This is a genomic window from Paenibacillus sp. KN14-4R, assembly GCF_052180255.1.
Lineage (GTDB): Bacteria > Bacillota > Bacilli > Paenibacillales > NBRC-103111 > Paenibacillus_AM.
This window is the reverse complement of record NZ_CP197466.1, coordinates 4,079,591-4,097,615: the sequence shown is the minus strand read 5'-3', so window position 1 is coordinate 4,097,615 and position 18,025 is coordinate 4,079,591. Positions and strand designations below refer to the sequence as shown.

Genomic DNA, 18,025 nt, shown 5'->3' with positions numbered 1-18,025 from the left:
AAATTACTTGAAAATAATTGAATTTAATAATCGATATGTTATATTAGGAGAATAATAGAAGTTGGATAGATATAATATACATATAACAACGTAATAGCGATTGAACCGAAACTAGGAATTGAAGGAAGGTGGATACATGGCCGAACCGCTTCTTGAGATTAAAGGTTTGCAGACTCATTTTTTTACCGATCGGGGTCGTGTGCCCGCTGTTGATGGGGTGGATATACAAATCCGCAAAGGGGAAGTTCTAGGGATCGTTGGGGAGTCGGGCTGTGGTAAAAGTGTAATGTCTCTTTCGATTATGGGATTAATCCCTCAACCACCCGGAAGAATTGTAAGCGGTTCCATTGAATTTAAGAGAGAGAACTTGGCTTCTTTAACCGAGAGTCGGATGCAGCAAATTCGCGGTAATGAGATTGCGATGATTTTTCAAGAGCCGATGACTTCACTTAACCCGGTGTTTACGAGTGGTAATCAGATTGTAGAAACGGTGCGTCTGCATCGTAAAATAAGCAAGCGTGAGGCACGGGAGCATACGATCGAAATGCTGCGGAAAGTTGGGATACCTAGTCCAGAAGCGGTTGTGGATCAGTACCCACACCAGCTCTCAGGTGGAATGCGTCAGCGTGTGATGATCGCCATGGCGATGTCCTGTGATCCTGAGCTGCTGATTGCCGATGAACCGACCACTGCACTTGATGTGACGATTCAGGCGCAAATACTCGATTTGATGAAGCAGCTTAACCGCAAATCAGGTACGGCGATTATGATGATTACCCATGACTTGGGTGTTGTCTCTGAGATGTGTGACCGCATTGTCGTCATGTACGCAGGCAAGGTGGTAGAGGAGGGGGATAAGCGTGCGATTCTGAAAAATCCGCAGCATCCCTATACGAAGGGCTTAATTCAATCTGTGCCTGATATGAACATGAAGCAAGATCGCCTGTACTCTATACCTGGTACGGTGCCGAGTCCGAGAGCACTGCCACAAGGGTGCCGTTTTGCCCCGCGATGTGAATATGCGATGGAGATATGCCACAAAGAGATGCCAAGATTGATGGCAATTGAGGCAGATCATCGCAGCCGCTGCTGGCTGCACATGCCAGAGGAGGGAGCATGATGGATCAACAGTTATTAACGGTGAACCATTTGAAGAAGTATTTTCCCATAAAAGGTGGAATCTTGGGCCGGGAAGTGGGTCAGTGCAAGGCGGTTGATGATGTTTCCTTCTCGGTGAAAAAAGGAGAGACACTTGGCCTAGTCGGTGAGAGTGGTTGTGGAAAATCGACGACAGGTCGTGCGATTCTGAGGTTGATTGAACCGACGGCAGGTCAAGTGATGTTTCAAGGTAAGGATGTCACCCAAATGACGGATGATCAGCTGCGCCGGGCACGTCGGGATATGCAGATGGTGTTTCAAGATCCATTCGCCTCACTCAATCCTCGTCATTCGGTCGGGCGTATTTTGGAAGAGCCCATGATTGTCCATCAGATTGGCAGCAGTAAAGAACGCAAGGAGCGTGTCATGCATCTGCTCGATGTGGTGGGGTTGGATGCCTCGCATGTCAGACGTTACCCGCATCAATTCTCGGGTGGGCAGCGGCAGCGTATTGGAATTGCTAGAGCGCTGGCGGTTCACCCGCAGCTTATTATTGCAGATGAGCCCGTATCAGCATTAGATGTATCCGTTCAATCTCAAGTGCTTAATCTGATGCAGGATCTGCAGAAGGAGTTTGACTTAACCTATATTTTTATCGCGCATGATTTAGGCGTTGTGAAGCATATAAGTGATCGAGTAGGTGTGATGTACTTAGGCAGACTTGTTGAGCTTACGAATAAGGACAAATTGTATGACAATCCGAAGCATCCTTATACCCAAGCCCTTTTATCTGCTGTTCCAACAATCGATCCTGATGGTGACCGTCGGGAGCGCATTATTTTACAGGGTGATGTCCCCAGTCCGGCGAATGCACCTGCAGGTTGTGCTTTTCATACTCGATGTTCGCATGCAATGGAAATTTGTCGAGCGGTTCGCCCAGCACTTCAGGATACGGGCTCTGAGCATTTCGTGGCTTGTCATCTTTATAACTAGCAGCTCTGATTTAACGCTGCTGGATTATATAGATTGTTTGATAAAGTGAAGGGGGTTTGTAGGATGAAAAAATGGAAAATAGTGGCGCTATCCGTCGTTATGGTGATGTCCACGGTACTCACGGCTTGCTCGGGCACGGGCACGGGCACGGGCAGTAGTAGTGGTGGCAAACAAAGCACGATCATCGTTGGTCGTGGAGGCGATACCGCTTCACTAGACGTGGCGATTGTAACAGATGGCGAATCGTCAAAAGTTGCCCAACAGATCACGGAAACATTGCTTCGTTACAAGGAAGGGACGACAGAAGTTGAACCGAACTTGGCAGATAGTTATGAAGTTTCCAGTGACGGTCTGACCTATACCTTCAAGCTTCACAAAGGCATCAAGTTTACGGATGGTACTGAATTTAATGCAGATGCGGTCGTATTCAACTTCATGCGCTGGCATGACCCGAAGAGTCCTTATAAGTTTGGAGAAGAGCATTTTGACTACTACAACGATATGTTTGGTGCAAAGGACAATCGCGTCATTAAAGAAATTAAAGCCGTGGACAATTTAACCGTACAGTTTATTTTGAACAAACCACAGGCACCATTCCTTCAAAATATTGCGATGACATTCTTCGGCATTGCGAGTCCGAAGGCGATAAAAGACAACAAAGAGAAGTACAAAGATAATCCAGTTGGAACAGGACCTTTCATTTTCAAAGAATGGAAACGTAATGACTCTATTACTTTAGAAAAAAATAAAGATTATTGGAGAAAAGGCTTACCGAAAGCGGATAAGCTGATCATTCGCTCCATTCCTGACAACTCGGCTCGATTGTCCGCCTTGCGTTCCGGTGAGCTGGATTTGATGGAAGATGTAAACCCGGATGATTTGAAAACAGTCGAAGGTGACGCTACGTTGCAAAAGATTTTACGCCCTTCCTTTAACATCGGATATTTCGGATTTAACCAGAAGAAGAAACCTTTTGACAACCCTAAAGTACGTCTTGCTTTGAACTATGCGGTGAATAAAGAGGCGCTGATCAAGGCGTTCTTTGGCGGATTAGCGATTCCAGCTGTTAATACAATGCCACCGTCCTTATTAGGTTATAACAAAGATATTAAGGATTACCCTTATGACATTGAAAAAGCAAAGTCGCTGTTAGCAGAAGCGGGTTATCCAAATGGATTTGACCGTGAGCTCGTATTCTATGCAATGCCTGTTCCACGTCCTTATATGCCAAATGCGAAAAAGATAGCGGAAACGCTGCAAGCTGAGTTGGCAAAGTTAGGTATTAAGACAAGAATTGAGTCCCCAGAGTGGGCGACTTATCTGCAAGATTTGAAAAAAGGTGAAAAGGATGACATTTTCCTCATAGGCTGGACAGGGGATAATGGAGATCCAGATAACTTCCTGTATCCGACTCTGGATAAAGAAGCGATTGGCGGTAATAACTATGCGTTCTATTCCAGCGATCCGTTACACGAAATTCTTCTAAAAGCACAATCCACTCCGGATCAGAAGCAGCGTGCAGATTTGTATAAAAAAGCACAGGAAATCATTAAAGCAGACGTTCCATGGGTTCCACTCGTACACTCCACACCACTGCTCGCAGCTAAAAAAGGCTTAAAAGGATATGTGCCATCACCAACAGGTTCAGAAACGTACATGAATATGGTTATCGAGTAAGGAAAGCCCGTTCGAATAGAATCGGAGCAGAAGGCGGATACACTTAGGAAATGCACAGTCTGCATAGAGACGCTACAAGACGTTTCCTTTGGCCGACTGCTCCGGTTCTTTCTTATTGAAGAGTTAAGTAGTAGCGGAGGTGAATCAATATGGTGGCTTTCACACTGCGACGATTGCTTATGCTCATTCCTGTACTGCTTGGCATGACCTTGATTGTATTTTCGATCATTCATGCCATTCCAGGGGACCCGGCTGATGTCATTCTGGGTGAAAAAGCGACTGAATCATCGAAGCAGGAGCTTCGGCTCCAGTTGGGTTTAGACAAGCCTTGGTATGAGCAATACACGAACTATATGGGTAAGCTGTTGTCTGGAGATATGGGTAATTCTATACGGACGAAGACGTCTATTGCAAAGGAGATTACGCCTTATCTTGCAGCAACGTTGGAACTTACGGTTGTAAGCATTCTAATTGCAGTATTTGTAGGTGTAAATGCAGGGATATTGAGTGCTTGGAAGCAAAACTCTTGGTTTGACTACATGAGTATGGTTATCGCGCTCATTGGGGTGTCGATGCCCATATTTTGGCTTGGTTTGATGGAGCAGTGGGCCTTTGCTGTCGAGTTGAAGTGGCTTCCATCGATTGGACGGATGAACATTCGCGATCCGGTTGATAGTATTACAGGTTTATACGTACTCGATTCTTTGCTGGCAGGACGATTCGATCAATTCGTGGAAACGTTGAAGCATCTGATTTTGCCGGGAATTGCTCTAGCGACGATTCCGATGGCGGTTATTGCCCGCATGACACGGTCGAGTATGCTGGAGGTTATGCGTTCCGATTTTATTCGTACGGCGAAGGCAAAGGGACTCTCGCAATTTTTCGTTGTCTATAAGCATGCTCTTAAAAATGCACTTATTCCTGTTGTTACGGTGATCGGTATTCAGTCGGGCTTGCTCCTCGGGGGAGCGGTGCTGACAGAGACGATCTTTGCTTGGCCAGGAGTTGGACGTTATATCTATGATGCGATTAGTTTCCGGGATTATCCGGTGATTCAGTCGGGGATTTTGGTGATTGCGCTGATCTTTGTGTTGATTAATTTGTTGGTGGATCTGTTGTATGCGTACATTGATCCGCGGATTAGCTATAAGTAGGTGAGTTGGCGCTTTGGGTGGAAAGATCTCGTGGGGGCGCGGTCGATTGCGGGTTTGTTTAAGTCTTTCCGTGCTCTGTTGAATTCATGTTCCTTTGATTAGGTTAGGAAGGTGGGAACATGAATTCAAAGGATCACCGCTTCGCTCTCCAAGACTTAAACAACCCTCCATCTCCCTCACTTCGATGCTTTAACCCACAGCCCTACTTCCCAAGCATACTCCACGGCTTGGGGGTGGGCAGGAGGTTTGGGTCGCACAGCTCCCAAAGCGGGATTTCTTCGAAGCCTTGTGCTTCCCCCAATCTGGGGAAGCACTCGCTTCAGGTCTCTTTTGCCCCATCCTAAACCTCGGGGCAAGGGTTGCTTTGCAAGTTGCTTACTCCGTGATGTTATACGGAGCAAGTCCCTGCCCCACCAAGCATGGCGGAGCCTCATCTTTGTAAGTAGAGACTTGCGCCTAACGAAGTGAGGTCGCAAGGGAAAGCGGAAGCCTTTGCAGAGCAAAGCTTCCGCTAGGGAAAGACTGCTTGAAAGGAGACGGAGGGATGTCTATGTCCTGGAAAGCGGAGCGGTGATCCTTTGAAATCGTGTTCTGACCTCTCTTAACCTAATCAAGAGAACACGATTTCAACAGAGCAAGGAAGGATATAGACATCCCGCAGTCGGCATACACAAAGCACTACACTCTGGAGGTGAAACCATGCCACAACTCTCATTTGAGCCACAGGCATCCCAACGCAGCAAATCAAGCGAAGAAGTCCACTCCCCTTGGCGTGATGCTTGGAGGGGACTACGCAGGAATAAGCTCGCCATGATTGGTGCCGTAATCATCTTGTTTTTCATCTTGGTTGCCTTGCTAGCACCGCTGCTTACAAGCTATGACTATAAGCACCCTGAGCTAGAGAATCGACTACTGCCGCCGTCTAGCGCGCATTGGTTCGGAACGGATGACCTGGGGCGTGATTTATTTGCTCGTATCGTGTATGGGGCGAGGATATCTCTGACCGTTGGCTTTTTCTCTGTCATCGCCTCCATGATTGCGGGTTCGATTTTAGGCGTCTTTGCCGGCTACTATGGTAGATGGGTAGACATACTGATCTCGCGTTTCTTCGATATCTTACTCGCTTTTCCAGGGATCCTGCTTGCCATTGCGATTGTGTCTGCACTAGGACCCTCTCTGGAAAATGCCTTGCTTGCTATTGCCATCGTCAATGTGCCAACATTCGGTAGGCTCGTTCGCTCCAAGGTACTTAGCTTGAAGGAAGAGGATTTTATTATGGCTGCCAAGGCGCAAGGGATGAAGGATCGACGTATCTTGTTCATTCATTTGCTCCCCAATAGTTTAGCTCCGATTATCGTGCAAGGAACGCTAGGTATAGCGACTGCGATTATTGAAGCAGCAGCACTTGGATTCCTTGGACTCGGTGCCCAGCCGCCTGAAGCGGAGTGGGGGAAAATGATCTCGGATTCGAGGCAATTTTTCGAGAAAGAGCCTTGGACCGTTATTTTCCCAGGGGTATCAATCATGCTTACGGTACTCGGGTTTAACTTGTTTGGTGATGGACTTCGCGATGTTCTCGATCCACGGTTGAAAAATTAAGTTGTGAAATGAGTGTTCTCTGTTCCCAATAGTAAAAGCAGCGCGAAATGATTGTTCGCTCTGCTTTTTTCATGTATAAATGGAATAAGAACATAACTGAACGAAGGGATGATACAGTGACAATTAAAATTATTTTAGCAGATGACAATTCATTTATTCGTGAAGGCATGAAACTGATCTTAAGCACGTACGCAGACTTTGAAGTATTGGATACGGTATCAGATGGGCAGGAGGCACTTGATTATTGCCTCAAGCATCAAGTCGATGTGGCGCTACTCGATGTGCGTATGCCGAATATGAACGGGGTAGAGGCGACCAAGCTCATTTGCGAGCAGACGGCAACGAAACCACTTATTATTACAACTTTTGATGATGATGAATATATTCTCGATGCCATTCGATACGGTGCTAAAGGCTATTTATTGAAAAATAACGACCCCGAGCGGATACGTGATGCGATCATCAGCGTGTACAACGGGAATAACGTGATGCAAGACGTTGTACTTGAGAAGCTTAAGTCTAATTTAACTGAGCCAAAAGAGACGAAGTCCCTTATCGATACAAGTCCATTCACCGAGCGCGAACTGGATATTATGAAGCATATTGCAAAAGGCTTATCCAACAAGGAAATTTCCAAACAGCTATTTATTTCCGAAGGAACGATTGCGAACTACATCACATCCATCCTTGGGAAAACGAATCTTGAACATCGTACACAAATTGCTATTTACTATTTGACAGGCAAAATCGACTAAACGAGGTACAACGATGGAACTAGTCCTCATTTTTAATAAATTTATTGTATTAGTCTATATCATCATTAATGTTGCTCAAGAAGGTACTTCTGACATTACCACGCTTGTAATCACCATGCTGCTTTTGCTATGCGCAAACATGGCGATTTATGTCGTCCAAATGTTTAAAGGCAAGCTAAATGGGCTCAGACAAACGTTTATACTGCTATCCATTATCATTGTACTGGTGGCCTACGCCAAAGTAGATCCTATATTTCTCCTGATGCTGCCGATCTTGATCTACGAGCTGGCTGTTTACTACACGACGAATAATTGGACGATTGCTATTACTGCGCTTGCTCCTGGCATGATTCTCATCGATGCAGCACATCTGTCTATATATGGTCTGTCTGCACTGTTAAGTTTGTTTTTGCTCATTGCCATGCACATCGCTGCAGCAAGATATGAGAAGCTCGAGGAACAATCTGATCAATTACGTAAAGATATTCAGCGCATCACCAAAAAGCTGCATGAGAACACCGAGTTCATCCGGCAGTCGGAATACACATACAAGTTAGAAGAACGTAATCGAATCTCACAAGAAATCCATGATCAGATCGGTCATTCCATGACCTCTGCCTTAATTCAAATGGAAGCATCCAAGCGTTTAATGGACTTAGATAAAGAAAAATCAATTGAACTGCTTCAAAATGCGATACATATATCCAAAGAAGGTATTGAAAACATTCGACTCACCCTTAAGAATAAGAAGCCTCCTACAGAACAAATGGGCATTCATCGGATGAAGCTCGCCATTGATGAATTCACAGTGAAACATGCGATCCAGACTCATTTTACACACCAAGGAAACTTAGATATTATTACGCCCATTCAGTGGAAAATCATTCACGAGAACATTACCGAGGCACTGACTAATACGATGAAATACGCAGAAGCGACGAGTATTTCCATTGAGATTCAAGTGCTGAACAAGTTTGTCAAAGCGAAGGTGAAAGACAATGGGAAAGGAACACCACGCATTAAAAAAGGACTCGGTATCGTCGGGATGGAAGAACGCGCAGCTGCATTAAGCGGTACGGTGATTAGCGATGGATCGGATGGATTCTCTGTCACGACGCTGCTTCCCATTCCTACTTAAGCATCCCATTCCTCACATGAACAACATGAGATTTCTCATATGAAAAGGATGAACTTCTGCACTTATAGAGGTTCATCCTTTTTCGCTATACTTGCTTTACAAAGTTCAATAAGAGGAGAAGTGAACCATGAATATTTTAGAAGTGAAAAACTTAACGAAAAAATATGGCGATTTTATCGCAGTAGACAATATGTCCTTATCCGTTGCACAAGGCGAAATTTTTGGCTTTCTAGGAGCGAACGGCGCAGGTAAAAGTACGACGATCCATATTATTTCCAGCCTGATCCAAAGTACGGATGGCCAAATTTCCATACTCGGTAAAGACATCCACAAGTTTAATAAATTTGCCAAAATGAACATTGGTATCGTCCCGCAAGATATTGCGATCTATGAGAATCTAACTGCTTATGAGAATGTACAGTTCTTTGCAGGGTTGTATGGATTACGTGGCGCAGAGCTGCATGAGAGGGTGATGGAAGCTCTGCATTTCGTAGGACTTAGCGATAAAGCCAAGAGCATTCCGGGCAGCTTCTCAGGCGGGATGAAGCGGAGATTGAATATTGCCTGTGCGATTGCACATAGACCGAAGCTGATCATTATGGATGAACCAACAGTCGGTATTGACCCCCAATCACGTAACTACATCCTAGCATCGGTTCGTAAGCTCAATGAAATGGGCTGCACGATCATTTATACGAGTCACTACATGGAAGAAGTGGAAGAGATCTGCTCTCGAATTGCCATTATTGACCACGGGAAAATCATTGCAGAGGGCACGAAAGAGCAGCTCAAAGCGATCATAACGGACACAAAAGATATCTGGATTGAAGTGAAGTCAACTCAGAATCTGAATGTCGAGAAGGTAAAAGAAATCAGCGGAGTGAAGGCGATTCAAGTGGAAGAGAACATCGTTAAGATCAATTCCGATACTGGCGTCAATAATTTGAATAAAATCATTCAGCTATTCATGAATCTAGATATCGAGATTCGTTCGGTGCAAGAACAAGCACCTAATCTTGAGATGGTATTTCTAACATTAACAGGGAGAAAGTTACGGGACTAACCGTAATCAGGTGATAAGGAGGGTGACAACGTGATTATTTTTAACATAGCGGTTAAAGAAATAAAGAACAGTTTGCGGGATCGCAGATCATTTTTGTTCATGCTGGCATTGCCAATTGTATTGATGTTGATTCTAGGAACAGCTCTTTCCAATGCATTTGATACGACCTTAAAAGTCAAAGAGATTCAGGTGCTTTATCAAGATAACAGCACGGGGGCGTTCTCCACTTATTTTCAAAAGGTAACAGAAGAAGCGAGTAAGTCAGGGATTACTTTTATTCAAGCGACGCCGGATCAAGATGGGAAGGAAGAAGTTCGGCAGAACCGCTATGATGCATTTGTGGATATTGGGCCTAATGGGGTGCAGCTCTATGGCAGTGAGCTCACGAGTATCGAGAGCAACATTATTCAAGGTATGCTCACCACAGTCGTAGATAAATACAATGTGGGTTCGGAGCTGGCGAAGGTTAATCCAGCCGCAATGCAATTGCTCGGAGGCGGCGGTAAGCAGGATTATATCCAGGAGACATCGCTTCATACGCTGAATAAGCCGGGGGCCATGGACTATTATGCCATCGCTATGACATCGATGATTACCCTGTACGGGGCCATGTTTGCCCTACACTTATTACGCGGCGAGCGTGCCGCCCACACAGCAGATCGATTAATCGCGGCACCGATTAGTAAAGCGCAGATTTTTATCGGTAAAATAATTGGGGCACTTGTGATTCAATCGTTGTATGTGATCATTCTTATCCTATTTAGTAAATATGTGTTCCATGCGAATTGGGGAGACCATGTAGGACTTGTTACGCTCGTGCTCATTACACAAGTACTCTTGGCGATCAGCTGTGGTATCGGGGTAAGTTATATGGCGAAATCGACAGGTTCAGCAAGATCTATCATTTCGACCGCTATCCAGATCTTCTCCGTCTTGGGCGGTGCTTATTTCATATTTGACACTTCGGATCAAATCGTTAACATCATTACGCATTTATCACCGATCACATGGGTACGGATTGCAGTTACGAAAATCATCTACACAGGCGATTTATCCGCAGCCATACCGGCAATCGGCTTTAATATCGCTGTCGCGGTGATTATGATACTCATTTCAATTGTATCCATGAGAAAAAGGGAGGGGTTGTAAGGTGCGCGAGTTATTTTGGCTCATTCAACATACCTTTAGAGTGAATTTCAAGAGTAAGAAGACGATGCTGTTCTACTTATTAACACCTCTGATTGGTATTCTCATTGCCTTTGCTGCCTATGGAAACTATGGGCAGCCGATGCTTCATATCGGTATTGTGAATCAGGATAATCAACCGATTACGACCGATACGATTGGGTTTCTGACGAAGCTTAAATCTGTGGATGTCAAAGTCATCGAAAGCTCCGCTGTCGATGATCAAATTACATCCGGGAAATTGGATTGCGTTGTGAAGTTCGATGCAGGGTTCGCTCAATCTGTACAGGATGGAAAACCAGATCATATTGAGATTGTATCTGTAAAAGGGGCGCAGATCACAGCATTTGTGAAGAATGATTTGTATCGTTATATCGATAACATCACAGTCATTAGTCAGGCTGCCAAAGGTGATTCAGCTGTGTTCAAGAACATGTACGATAACTATCAACATGCTTCGTTTAAGCTAGAGAGCACGAAACTTGAAGATGTTTCCAAAAATAAAATAATGACGTACCAAGCGGTTGGTTTCCTAATGATGATTATGTTGTTATCCGCGGGTAACTTATCGGAGATTATTCTGAAGGAAAAAGAAAACAGAACTTATTATCGTTTGTTAACAACACCCATCAAGGCTAGAAGTTATGTGTTCTCTAATGTGATTGTGAACATGTGTGTGATGATGGTTCAGATTATTTTCACTCTCGTGATGATGAGGTATGTGTTTAATTTTGATCTAGGATTGCCATTCTGGCAGATGTCGTTGGTCCTTATGCTGTTCGCTTTAGTAGCCATTGGTTTCTCGCTCGTGACGGTAGCTTTTGCCAACAGCTCAAACACCTCTGGCTCTTTACAGAATCTCATATTCGTTCCTACTTGCATGCTTGCTGGGTGCTTCTGGCCAATCGATATTATGCCGAAGGTGGTTCAGCAGATTGGCGATTTTGTTCCACAACGCTGGGTGCTTGATACAGTGACTCAATTGCAAAAAGGCAGCAGCTTTGGAAGCTTGTCGATGAATTTCTTGATCATATGTGCCTTCGCTGTGGCATTCTTTTTGATCGCGATTTATAAGTTTGGACGTAATAGTCATGCGAAGAACTTTATTTAAGAGAGTGTTCAAAAAGTGTGATCACTACGAAGAAAAAAAGCACTTCCGGTCGCTGTTGAAATCGTGACATTTGATTAGATTATATGGTATTTTCACGATTTCAAAGGCGAACACTTCGTTCCTCCAGTTGCTTCTTTTCTCCTCCGTTTGACTTTTTGAACACGCTCTTTAAGGCATTATTCAGCCCGACCATTGAAGCCCAATTAAAAATGATGCAGGAAAATTATTCTGGCATAATTCAAGAGAAGGATAGTAAACTTGGTAGATTGGTAAGCGTTTCATATTACCAACTCCAATATAAACTATGCATTCGTTAATCCCGAATTTAAGTACAAATTGAATATGAAATAGTGCTTGGATAAACCTTTATCCAAGCATTTTTTTTGCATTATAGAGAAGAAAGCTCGAAGTAGAACAAAAGAGGGGATGGCTAGGGGGTGGAAAAGCGGAGCGTTCGCCATTGTGCTCAAGTTCCATCATTTTGTTTAATCGAATCAAGGAACTTGAGCACAACAGCGATTGGAACCCCCTAGCCATCCCCTCCCCCCGCTCAAACGTATGGGCACAATACATTTTTTTACAACTATTACTAATTGATGTGTGAATCTATCTTTATCTCATCTTGATAACTCCCAATTACACTCTTACTAGACAACGAGAGATTACGAATATTGGGAGTGTGATTGTCATCATGAAGAAGAATAAGTTATGGGTGTATGTGCTGCCTGTCGTAGCATTCTGCCTCGTGCTTACTTTAAATAGCTCATACTTTACGGGGTATAGGGATTCCTATCAATCACTTGCCAGTGATAGCGACCAAACCATAGATTCGCATAATAACTTACAAGCTGTTCCACAGATGAGTCCTACGGTTATGGAGCAGAATGCACAGAAACAGAGTCAAGATGAAGGCAGACAGCTTGATGTTCCGCTTGTTTATCAAATGCCGGAGCTTCCTCGTGGTTGTGAGGTAACGAGCCTCACGATGTTGCTTCAATTTGCAGGCGTTAACGTAGGGAAAATGGAGCTTGCGAGCAACATGCCGAAGATTCCTTTTATGGATGATGATCTTCATGGCGATATGAACGAAGGTTTCGTGGGGGATATGTATTCTTTTGATAATCCAGGGCTAGGCGTATATTCCGATGCCGTATTTAAGCTGGGCTCCTCCTATTTGCCTAATCAATTGGTGAATGTAACAGGCAAGGATATGAAAGATTTATACACGATGATCGATCATGGTTCTCCTGTATGGGTCATCACGAATGGTTCCTATGCTGAATTGCCGGAGAGTAGCTTCCAGACATGGGACACAGCAAATGGTCCAGTTAAAGTTACATACCGTGAGCATAGTGTTGTGATGACAGGGTATGATAAGGACTATATTTATATCAACGACCCACTTGGAAATGCAAGCAAAGTGAGAAAGTATGATTTTGAACAAGCATGGATTCAAATGGGCCGTCAAGCTATTGGTCTAACGCCACAACTTGTGGCTGAGGCTAAGTAATGTAAGAACTAATTCGTGATTAGGTGATCCGCTTGGAACGAACGGTACTTATAATTGAAGATAAAGCCATTTTACGAGAAATGATTGTCGATTATTTTCAGAACAACGAATATCAAGTTATTGAAGCTGCTGACGGTCAACAGGGCATTACGCTCTTTGACCAGTCGACAGTTGATTTGGTGATTCTGGATATCATGATGCCTAAGTTGGATGGATGGGAAGTATGCCGTCATATTCGTAGTGTGTCTTCGGTTCCGGTTATTATGTTGACCGCGCGGTCGGATGAGGAAGATGCTTTGCTAGGATATGAGCTGGGGGCAGACGATTATGTTACAAAGCCTTTTAGTCCTTCTGTCTTGGTTGCAAAAGCGAATTCTTTACTGAAACGGGTGCAGCCTACTTCATCGCATTCGGATAACATGATTGAGCTTGCAGGTATTCTCATCAATCGATCTTCCCGCATCGTATCGGTGGATGCACAGGAAATTAATCTGACACATACAGAATTCGAGATTTTGAATTATTTAATGGATAACCAGGGACTCGTGATCACAAGAGAAGCACTTGTTGTTCATATTTGGGGCTATGATTATGACGGGGGTGATCGTACGATCAACACGCATATTCGTAACCTTCGCAGTAAGCTAGGTAATAAAGCTGTACATATTGCAACTGTATTTGGATCCGGCTATAAATTCGAGGTACAAGCATGAGGACTCGAAGTGTGACCTTTAAGTTATTCATATGGACGATGGCGCTGTTTATCTTTGTATTTGCAGCCTTTTTTGTTGGACAGACCTATTTTTTTAAATATTATTATGTGAAAAATAAAGTGAAAAAAGTGGCGCATCAGATGGAGAGCTTTTCCCAAGCGTATGAGTCCAAAAAACAAGATCCGGATGAAGTTAACGCGTTAATCGAAAAATTTTATGAAACTAATCATACGTACTTGTCCATTTTGGATACACAGGGCAACGTGAAAATCGGTGAAGACTATTACATTGAGCTGATGTATCATCAATCCAAGATACGTATTCCACTTAACAATTATATTTCATTCAAAGAAGTGAATAATCGTCTCTTGTATAAACTTCTGGAAGGTGATTACATCGCCGCCTATGGCATTCTCCAAGGTAGGAAGTTTTATCCATTTCAGATTATGGGGTATGCCATTAAAACTCAATTCGATTGGATGAACTCAGAAATCAACAAGCTGCTGAAGAGCGAGCAATCCATGGATGAAGAAAAGAAAGTGACGACAATTGAAGGTACGATAACGAAGCTGCATTTGCCCAAAAATCAAGATGAATTACCAGCCTTAACAAGTCTAGAATTTATGAGGAGTATTCGATATTTTCAGGCGATGCTTGTTCTTGGTAAAATTCAATTGACCGACGCCATAACAACAATTGATTATGTCGAAAGCGGCGTCACGAATAAGTTGTTCATTAAACCGATTATTAAAAACGGTGGGATTAAGTCATACCTATTTGGCATGACGTATTTGCAGCCTGTTAATGAAGCCGTTGGAATGATGCGGAAGTATTACTTGTTGGGTTGTCTAAGTGCGGTGGTTTTCGTCATCCTGCTATCGTTGCATTTTTCCAAAATGATTGCAGGACCACTCATTCGTATGAAGCGGGTAACGCAGCAGATGGTCGATCTTCATTTTGACGAAAAATTGCCTGTGACATCCAGTGATGAAATTGGCAGCTTATCCAACAGTATTAATCATCTATCCGCGAATTTGAAGAGTCATATCGATCAACTGGAAGTTGCCAATAGTAAGCTGCAGCAGGATATAGATAAAGAGCGTAAGCTTGAGAAAGTACGCAAGGATTTCGTAGCAGGTGTCTCGCATGAGCTCAAAACACCCTTAAGCGTGATGAAAAGCTGCATTTCCATGCTGCAAGAAGGGGTAGCCGCGCATAAGAGCGAGTACTATTTTAACGCATTAGCCGGTGAGGTTACCTATATGAATCGAATTGTCACCGATATGCTGGAGCTGGCTAAATTCGAATCCGGCACGTACAAGCTGAACATGACAGCCTTCTCCATACGACCCCTTGTTATCAAAACGAGTGAGAAGTTTGTCTTTCAATTGGAGGATAAAAATTTAAAGTTCAATGTGGATGACAGCAGTCCAATTGTATGGGGGAACAGTAATCGGATTGAACAAGTTCTAGTGAATTTGCTCAGCAATGCTATTTCCTACACCCCTAGCGGGTTAGCGATTTATGTGACGTTCAAGTCTATGGAGGGTAAGATTCGTATTGCCATCGAAAATGAGGCCAGCCACATTCCCGAAGCAGATTTAGAACGAATATGGGACCGATTCTATCGCATTGATCCCTCGCGTAATTCGGTGGGGACAGGCCTCGGGCTTGCGATTGTGAAAAATATATTAGACCTCCACGGCGCAAACGCTGGGGTAATAAATACGCCGAGAGGGGTTATGTTTTATTTTGACCTATTTTCAATAATGGTGAAATGATGATTCTCATGTATAGCAAGTAACTGAATGGATTGAATGAGGTTCGGATAATTGGCAAGTGGATCTAAAAATACAATGTGCCCAGCAATATCTTCTTCCATATTTTGAACCAAATCTTCCATTGCATTTGTTTCGTTCAATAGTAATTGTTCTAATGCTTTCGCATCCAAAGAATAGCGTATCCTTTTTGGTGGTACTAACATTCTAGGGGCTCTCATTCCGCGTCCTTTCTTGTTTTTATATTCTGCATAAATGTCATTTATTTCAGTTGCAAATGGCTTATTTCTTTTTAATTTTGCATATGGAGTAAGTACGAAAGAAAATCTAGTTGCCCTTCTAAGCATTCTTAAAATTAAATAGAGGTGATATAAATGCTCTCCGATCGACCATTTTCCATCTTCATTTCGATGCCATAGTTCCTCCTGTGACAATGATTGTATTTTGGGCAAGTATTTACATCTTTGCTGATTTAATGTGTAAAAATGTTTTGTTATGCTTTCAGATTTCATGTTGAGGACCCTCCTGTGCAAATAAAGCAATATTTCCATTCTAGGAAATTATGAAATAAATGTATACATAAAAAAACAGGCAACTTAAATTTGTTTGCTCATCTTCTAATCTTCTAATCTCGCTACCAAAGAGGGACTGCTTCGTATCATATAGAGAAATGCTTGTAATGTAAATGAGGGTAGGTATAATCCGATGAATAATCATGTTTTGAATCAAAAGGACAAGAAAGAAGAATGGATGAAAGCATTAGCGGAAATTGAAGCATGGGAGAAAGATCAGCGTTCCCTTTGGTTCTGGGAGAAGTTAGGGCGATTGCCATTTGCCATATTGGATCGGTTAACACCGAAATTTATGCAGGATAAGATTGGGCAAATTATTGATGAAGTAGGCGGTTATGTCCAGACGGGCGGGCAATATTTGATCAGCGAGAAGGATATTATCCAAAAGCTGGACGCTAAAGCTGCGGAGTATGCTGCAAAATCAGGTACCGATAAAGAGGGAGATAACCATTCATTGTCGCTTGTTGTTATGGACGCTGTAGCGGATGATTTGCGGAAATCGCGCACGAATATGGCATTTATGCAAGGTGCAACGACAGGCTTCGGCGGCATTTTCACACTTGCGATAGATATTCCCGCAGTGCTCAGTATTTCGCTGAAAGTGCTGCAAGAGATAGCGATCTGTTATGGGTATGACCCGAATGATCCTGCTGAGCGTATTTTTATCGTCAAATGTTTGCAATTCTCTTCTTCCGATATTGTGGGGAAAAAAGCGATTTTGGATGATCTGACATCCTTTGGGGATGAAGTGAAGCAAAAGCAAATTGCTTCGCAAATTCAAGGCTGGCGGGAGACGGTGGTTCTTTATATTGATAATTTCGGATGGAAGAAACTGTTCCAGATGGTTCCCGTTGTAGGGATGGTGTTTGGCGCATTTTTAAATAAATCGACTGTGGAAGACGTTGCCGAGACAGGCAGGATGCTGTACCGCAAACGGAGAATTATGGAGTTGTTACGGGAAGATGAGAGGTAGGACGAGATGAATCTATTGGTAGTGGGAGATGTTCATGGCTGTTATCATACGTTTCGTAAGCTTGTAGAGGACAATTGGAATCCTGAGCAGGAAATCCTAGTGCAGCTGGGGGATTTGATTGATCGGGGGAATTTCACACCTGAGACGCTTCACTATGCGAGAGAGCTGAAGGAGCTTTATGGCGAGAAGGCTGTCTTTTTAAAAGGAAATCATGAATTTGAACTGATGGAACACATCTTTCATGGGCCGAATCATAATTGGCTTAGACAGTGTGGTCAGGTCACATTAGAGCAGCTTCAGAAGGCGAATATGGAACTATCCGATGTTACGAATTGGATCGAAGGGCTTCCGCTTCGTTGGGAGAATGAACACATTTTCGTTAGTCATGCGGGTATTTCAATAGCGGCTAATGATCCTTTTGAAGAAGATAGTCCGGTAAGTGTGTTGTGGAATCGTTCACCGCTTAAGCACATCGGGAAGCTGCAGATTATTGGGCATACGCCATGTCCATCGGGCAAACCAGAGTATGATAGAAGTGCACATGCGTGGAACATTGATACAGGTGCATACAAGCCGAATGGATTGAGTGCGCTTAAAGTAACCCCGGATGGAGAGGTCATCGAGATTGTCCACTTGCCTACAGAGATGGGTGATGTATTATAATGTGTGATAATTACATAATTTTACAAAAATAAGGCATCCAAGG

Annotated in this window: 16 protein-coding genes; 15 read left to right on the top strand and 1 reads right to left on the bottom strand. The window is 43.5% G+C overall.

The window, feature by feature from the left end:
* The first annotated feature begins 136 nt into the window (after nt 1-136).
* The 13 genes from ACSBOP_RS20155 (at nt 137) to ACSBOP_RS20095 (ending at nt 15,777) form a co-directional block, all read left to right on the top strand.
* Nucleotides 137-1,120, top strand: coding sequence for an ABC transporter ATP-binding protein (locus ACSBOP_RS20155; RefSeq protein WP_442602265.1), 984 nt, complete (start codon nt 137-139; stop codon nt 1,118-1,120).
* Entirely contained in the window at nt 1,120-2,091 is a 972-nt protein-coding gene (locus ACSBOP_RS20150; protein WP_442604543.1) for an ABC transporter ATP-binding protein, read from the top strand. Before ACSBOP_RS20155 ends, ACSBOP_RS20150 begins: the two co-directional genes overlap by 1 nt.
* A gap of 63 nt (nt 2,092-2,154) precedes the next feature.
* Entirely contained in the window at nt 2,155-3,768 is a 1,614-nt protein-coding gene (locus ACSBOP_RS20145; RefSeq protein ID WP_442602264.1) for an ABC transporter substrate-binding protein, read from the top strand.
* Nucleotides 3,769-3,917: 149 nt separating this feature from the next.
* Complete coding sequence (locus tag ACSBOP_RS20140; protein ID WP_442602263.1) at nt 3,918-4,922, top strand: ABC transporter permease; 1,005 nt, start codon at nt 3,918-3,920, stop codon at nt 4,920-4,922.
* 699 nt (nt 4,923-5,621) lie between these two features.
* On the top strand, nt 5,622-6,521 hold the full coding sequence (locus ACSBOP_RS20135; protein ID WP_442602262.1) for an ABC transporter permease: 900 nt from the start codon (nt 5,622-5,624) through the stop codon (nt 6,519-6,521).
* Between the two features lie 71 nt (nt 6,522-6,592).
* Nucleotides 6,593-7,276 (top strand): response regulator transcription factor, encoded by a 684-nt coding sequence (locus ACSBOP_RS20130; protein ID WP_442604542.1) that lies wholly within the window; start codon nt 6,593-6,595, stop codon nt 7,274-7,276.
* Between the two features lie 13 nt (nt 7,277-7,289).
* Nucleotides 7,290-8,414 carry a sensor histidine kinase gene (locus ACSBOP_RS20125; protein WP_442602260.1) on the top strand — a complete coding sequence of 375 codons (1,125 nt, stop codon included), beginning with the start codon at nt 7,290-7,292 and terminating at the stop codon, nt 8,412-8,414.
* A gap of 127 nt (nt 8,415-8,541) precedes the next feature.
* Nucleotides 8,542-9,477 carry an ABC transporter ATP-binding protein gene (locus tag ACSBOP_RS20120; protein WP_442602259.1) on the top strand — a complete coding sequence of 312 codons (936 nt, stop codon included), beginning with the start codon at nt 8,542-8,544 and terminating at the stop codon, nt 9,475-9,477.
* Nucleotides 9,478-9,507: 30 nt separating this feature from the next.
* On the top strand, nt 9,508-10,626 hold the full coding sequence (locus ACSBOP_RS20115) for an ABC transporter permease (RefSeq protein ID WP_442602258.1): 1,119 nt from the start codon (nt 9,508-9,510) through the stop codon (nt 10,624-10,626).
* 1 nt (nt 10,627) lies between these two features.
* A complete protein-coding gene (locus tag ACSBOP_RS20110) occupies nt 10,628-11,773 on the top strand; it encodes an ABC transporter permease (RefSeq protein ID WP_442602257.1) in 1,146 nt (381 codons plus the stop codon).
* 691 nt (nt 11,774-12,464) lie between these two features.
* Nucleotides 12,465-13,283 carry a C39 family peptidase gene (locus tag ACSBOP_RS20105; RefSeq protein ID WP_442602256.1) on the top strand — a complete coding sequence of 273 codons (819 nt, stop codon included), beginning with the start codon at nt 12,465-12,467 and terminating at the stop codon, nt 13,281-13,283.
* A 32-nt stretch (nt 13,284-13,315) separates the two neighbouring features.
* Nucleotides 13,316-13,996 (top strand): response regulator transcription factor, encoded by a 681-nt coding sequence (locus tag ACSBOP_RS20100; RefSeq protein ID WP_442602255.1) that lies wholly within the window; start codon nt 13,316-13,318, stop codon nt 13,994-13,996.
* Between the two features lie 11 nt (nt 13,997-14,007).
* Nucleotides 14,008-15,777 carry a sensor histidine kinase gene (locus ACSBOP_RS20095; RefSeq protein ID WP_442602254.1) on the top strand — a complete coding sequence of 590 codons (1,770 nt, stop codon included), beginning with the start codon at nt 14,008-14,010 and terminating at the stop codon, nt 15,775-15,777.
* Here ACSBOP_RS20095 and ACSBOP_RS20090 read toward each other — a convergent pair.
* Nucleotides 15,744-16,286 (bottom strand): DinB family protein, encoded by a 543-nt coding sequence (locus ACSBOP_RS20090; RefSeq protein WP_442602253.1) that lies wholly within the window; start codon nt 16,284-16,286, stop codon nt 15,744-15,746. The genes ACSBOP_RS20095 and ACSBOP_RS20090 overlap by 34 nt on opposite strands.
* A 193-nt stretch (nt 16,287-16,479) precedes the next feature.
* Here ACSBOP_RS20090 and ACSBOP_RS20085 point away from each other — a divergent pair, with 193 nt between their 5' ends.
* Together ACSBOP_RS20085 and ACSBOP_RS20080 are read left to right on the top strand one after the other, a co-directional pair.
* Nucleotides 16,480-17,319 carry an EcsC family protein gene (locus tag ACSBOP_RS20085; protein WP_442602252.1) on the top strand — a complete coding sequence of 280 codons (840 nt, stop codon included), beginning with the start codon at nt 16,480-16,482 and terminating at the stop codon, nt 17,317-17,319.
* Nucleotides 17,320-17,325: 6 nt separating this feature from the next.
* Nucleotides 17,326-17,982 carry a metallophosphoesterase family protein gene (locus ACSBOP_RS20080; protein ID WP_442602251.1) on the top strand — a complete coding sequence of 219 codons (657 nt, stop codon included), beginning with the start codon at nt 17,326-17,328 and terminating at the stop codon, nt 17,980-17,982.
* Nucleotides 17,983-18,025 lie beyond the last annotated feature (43 nt).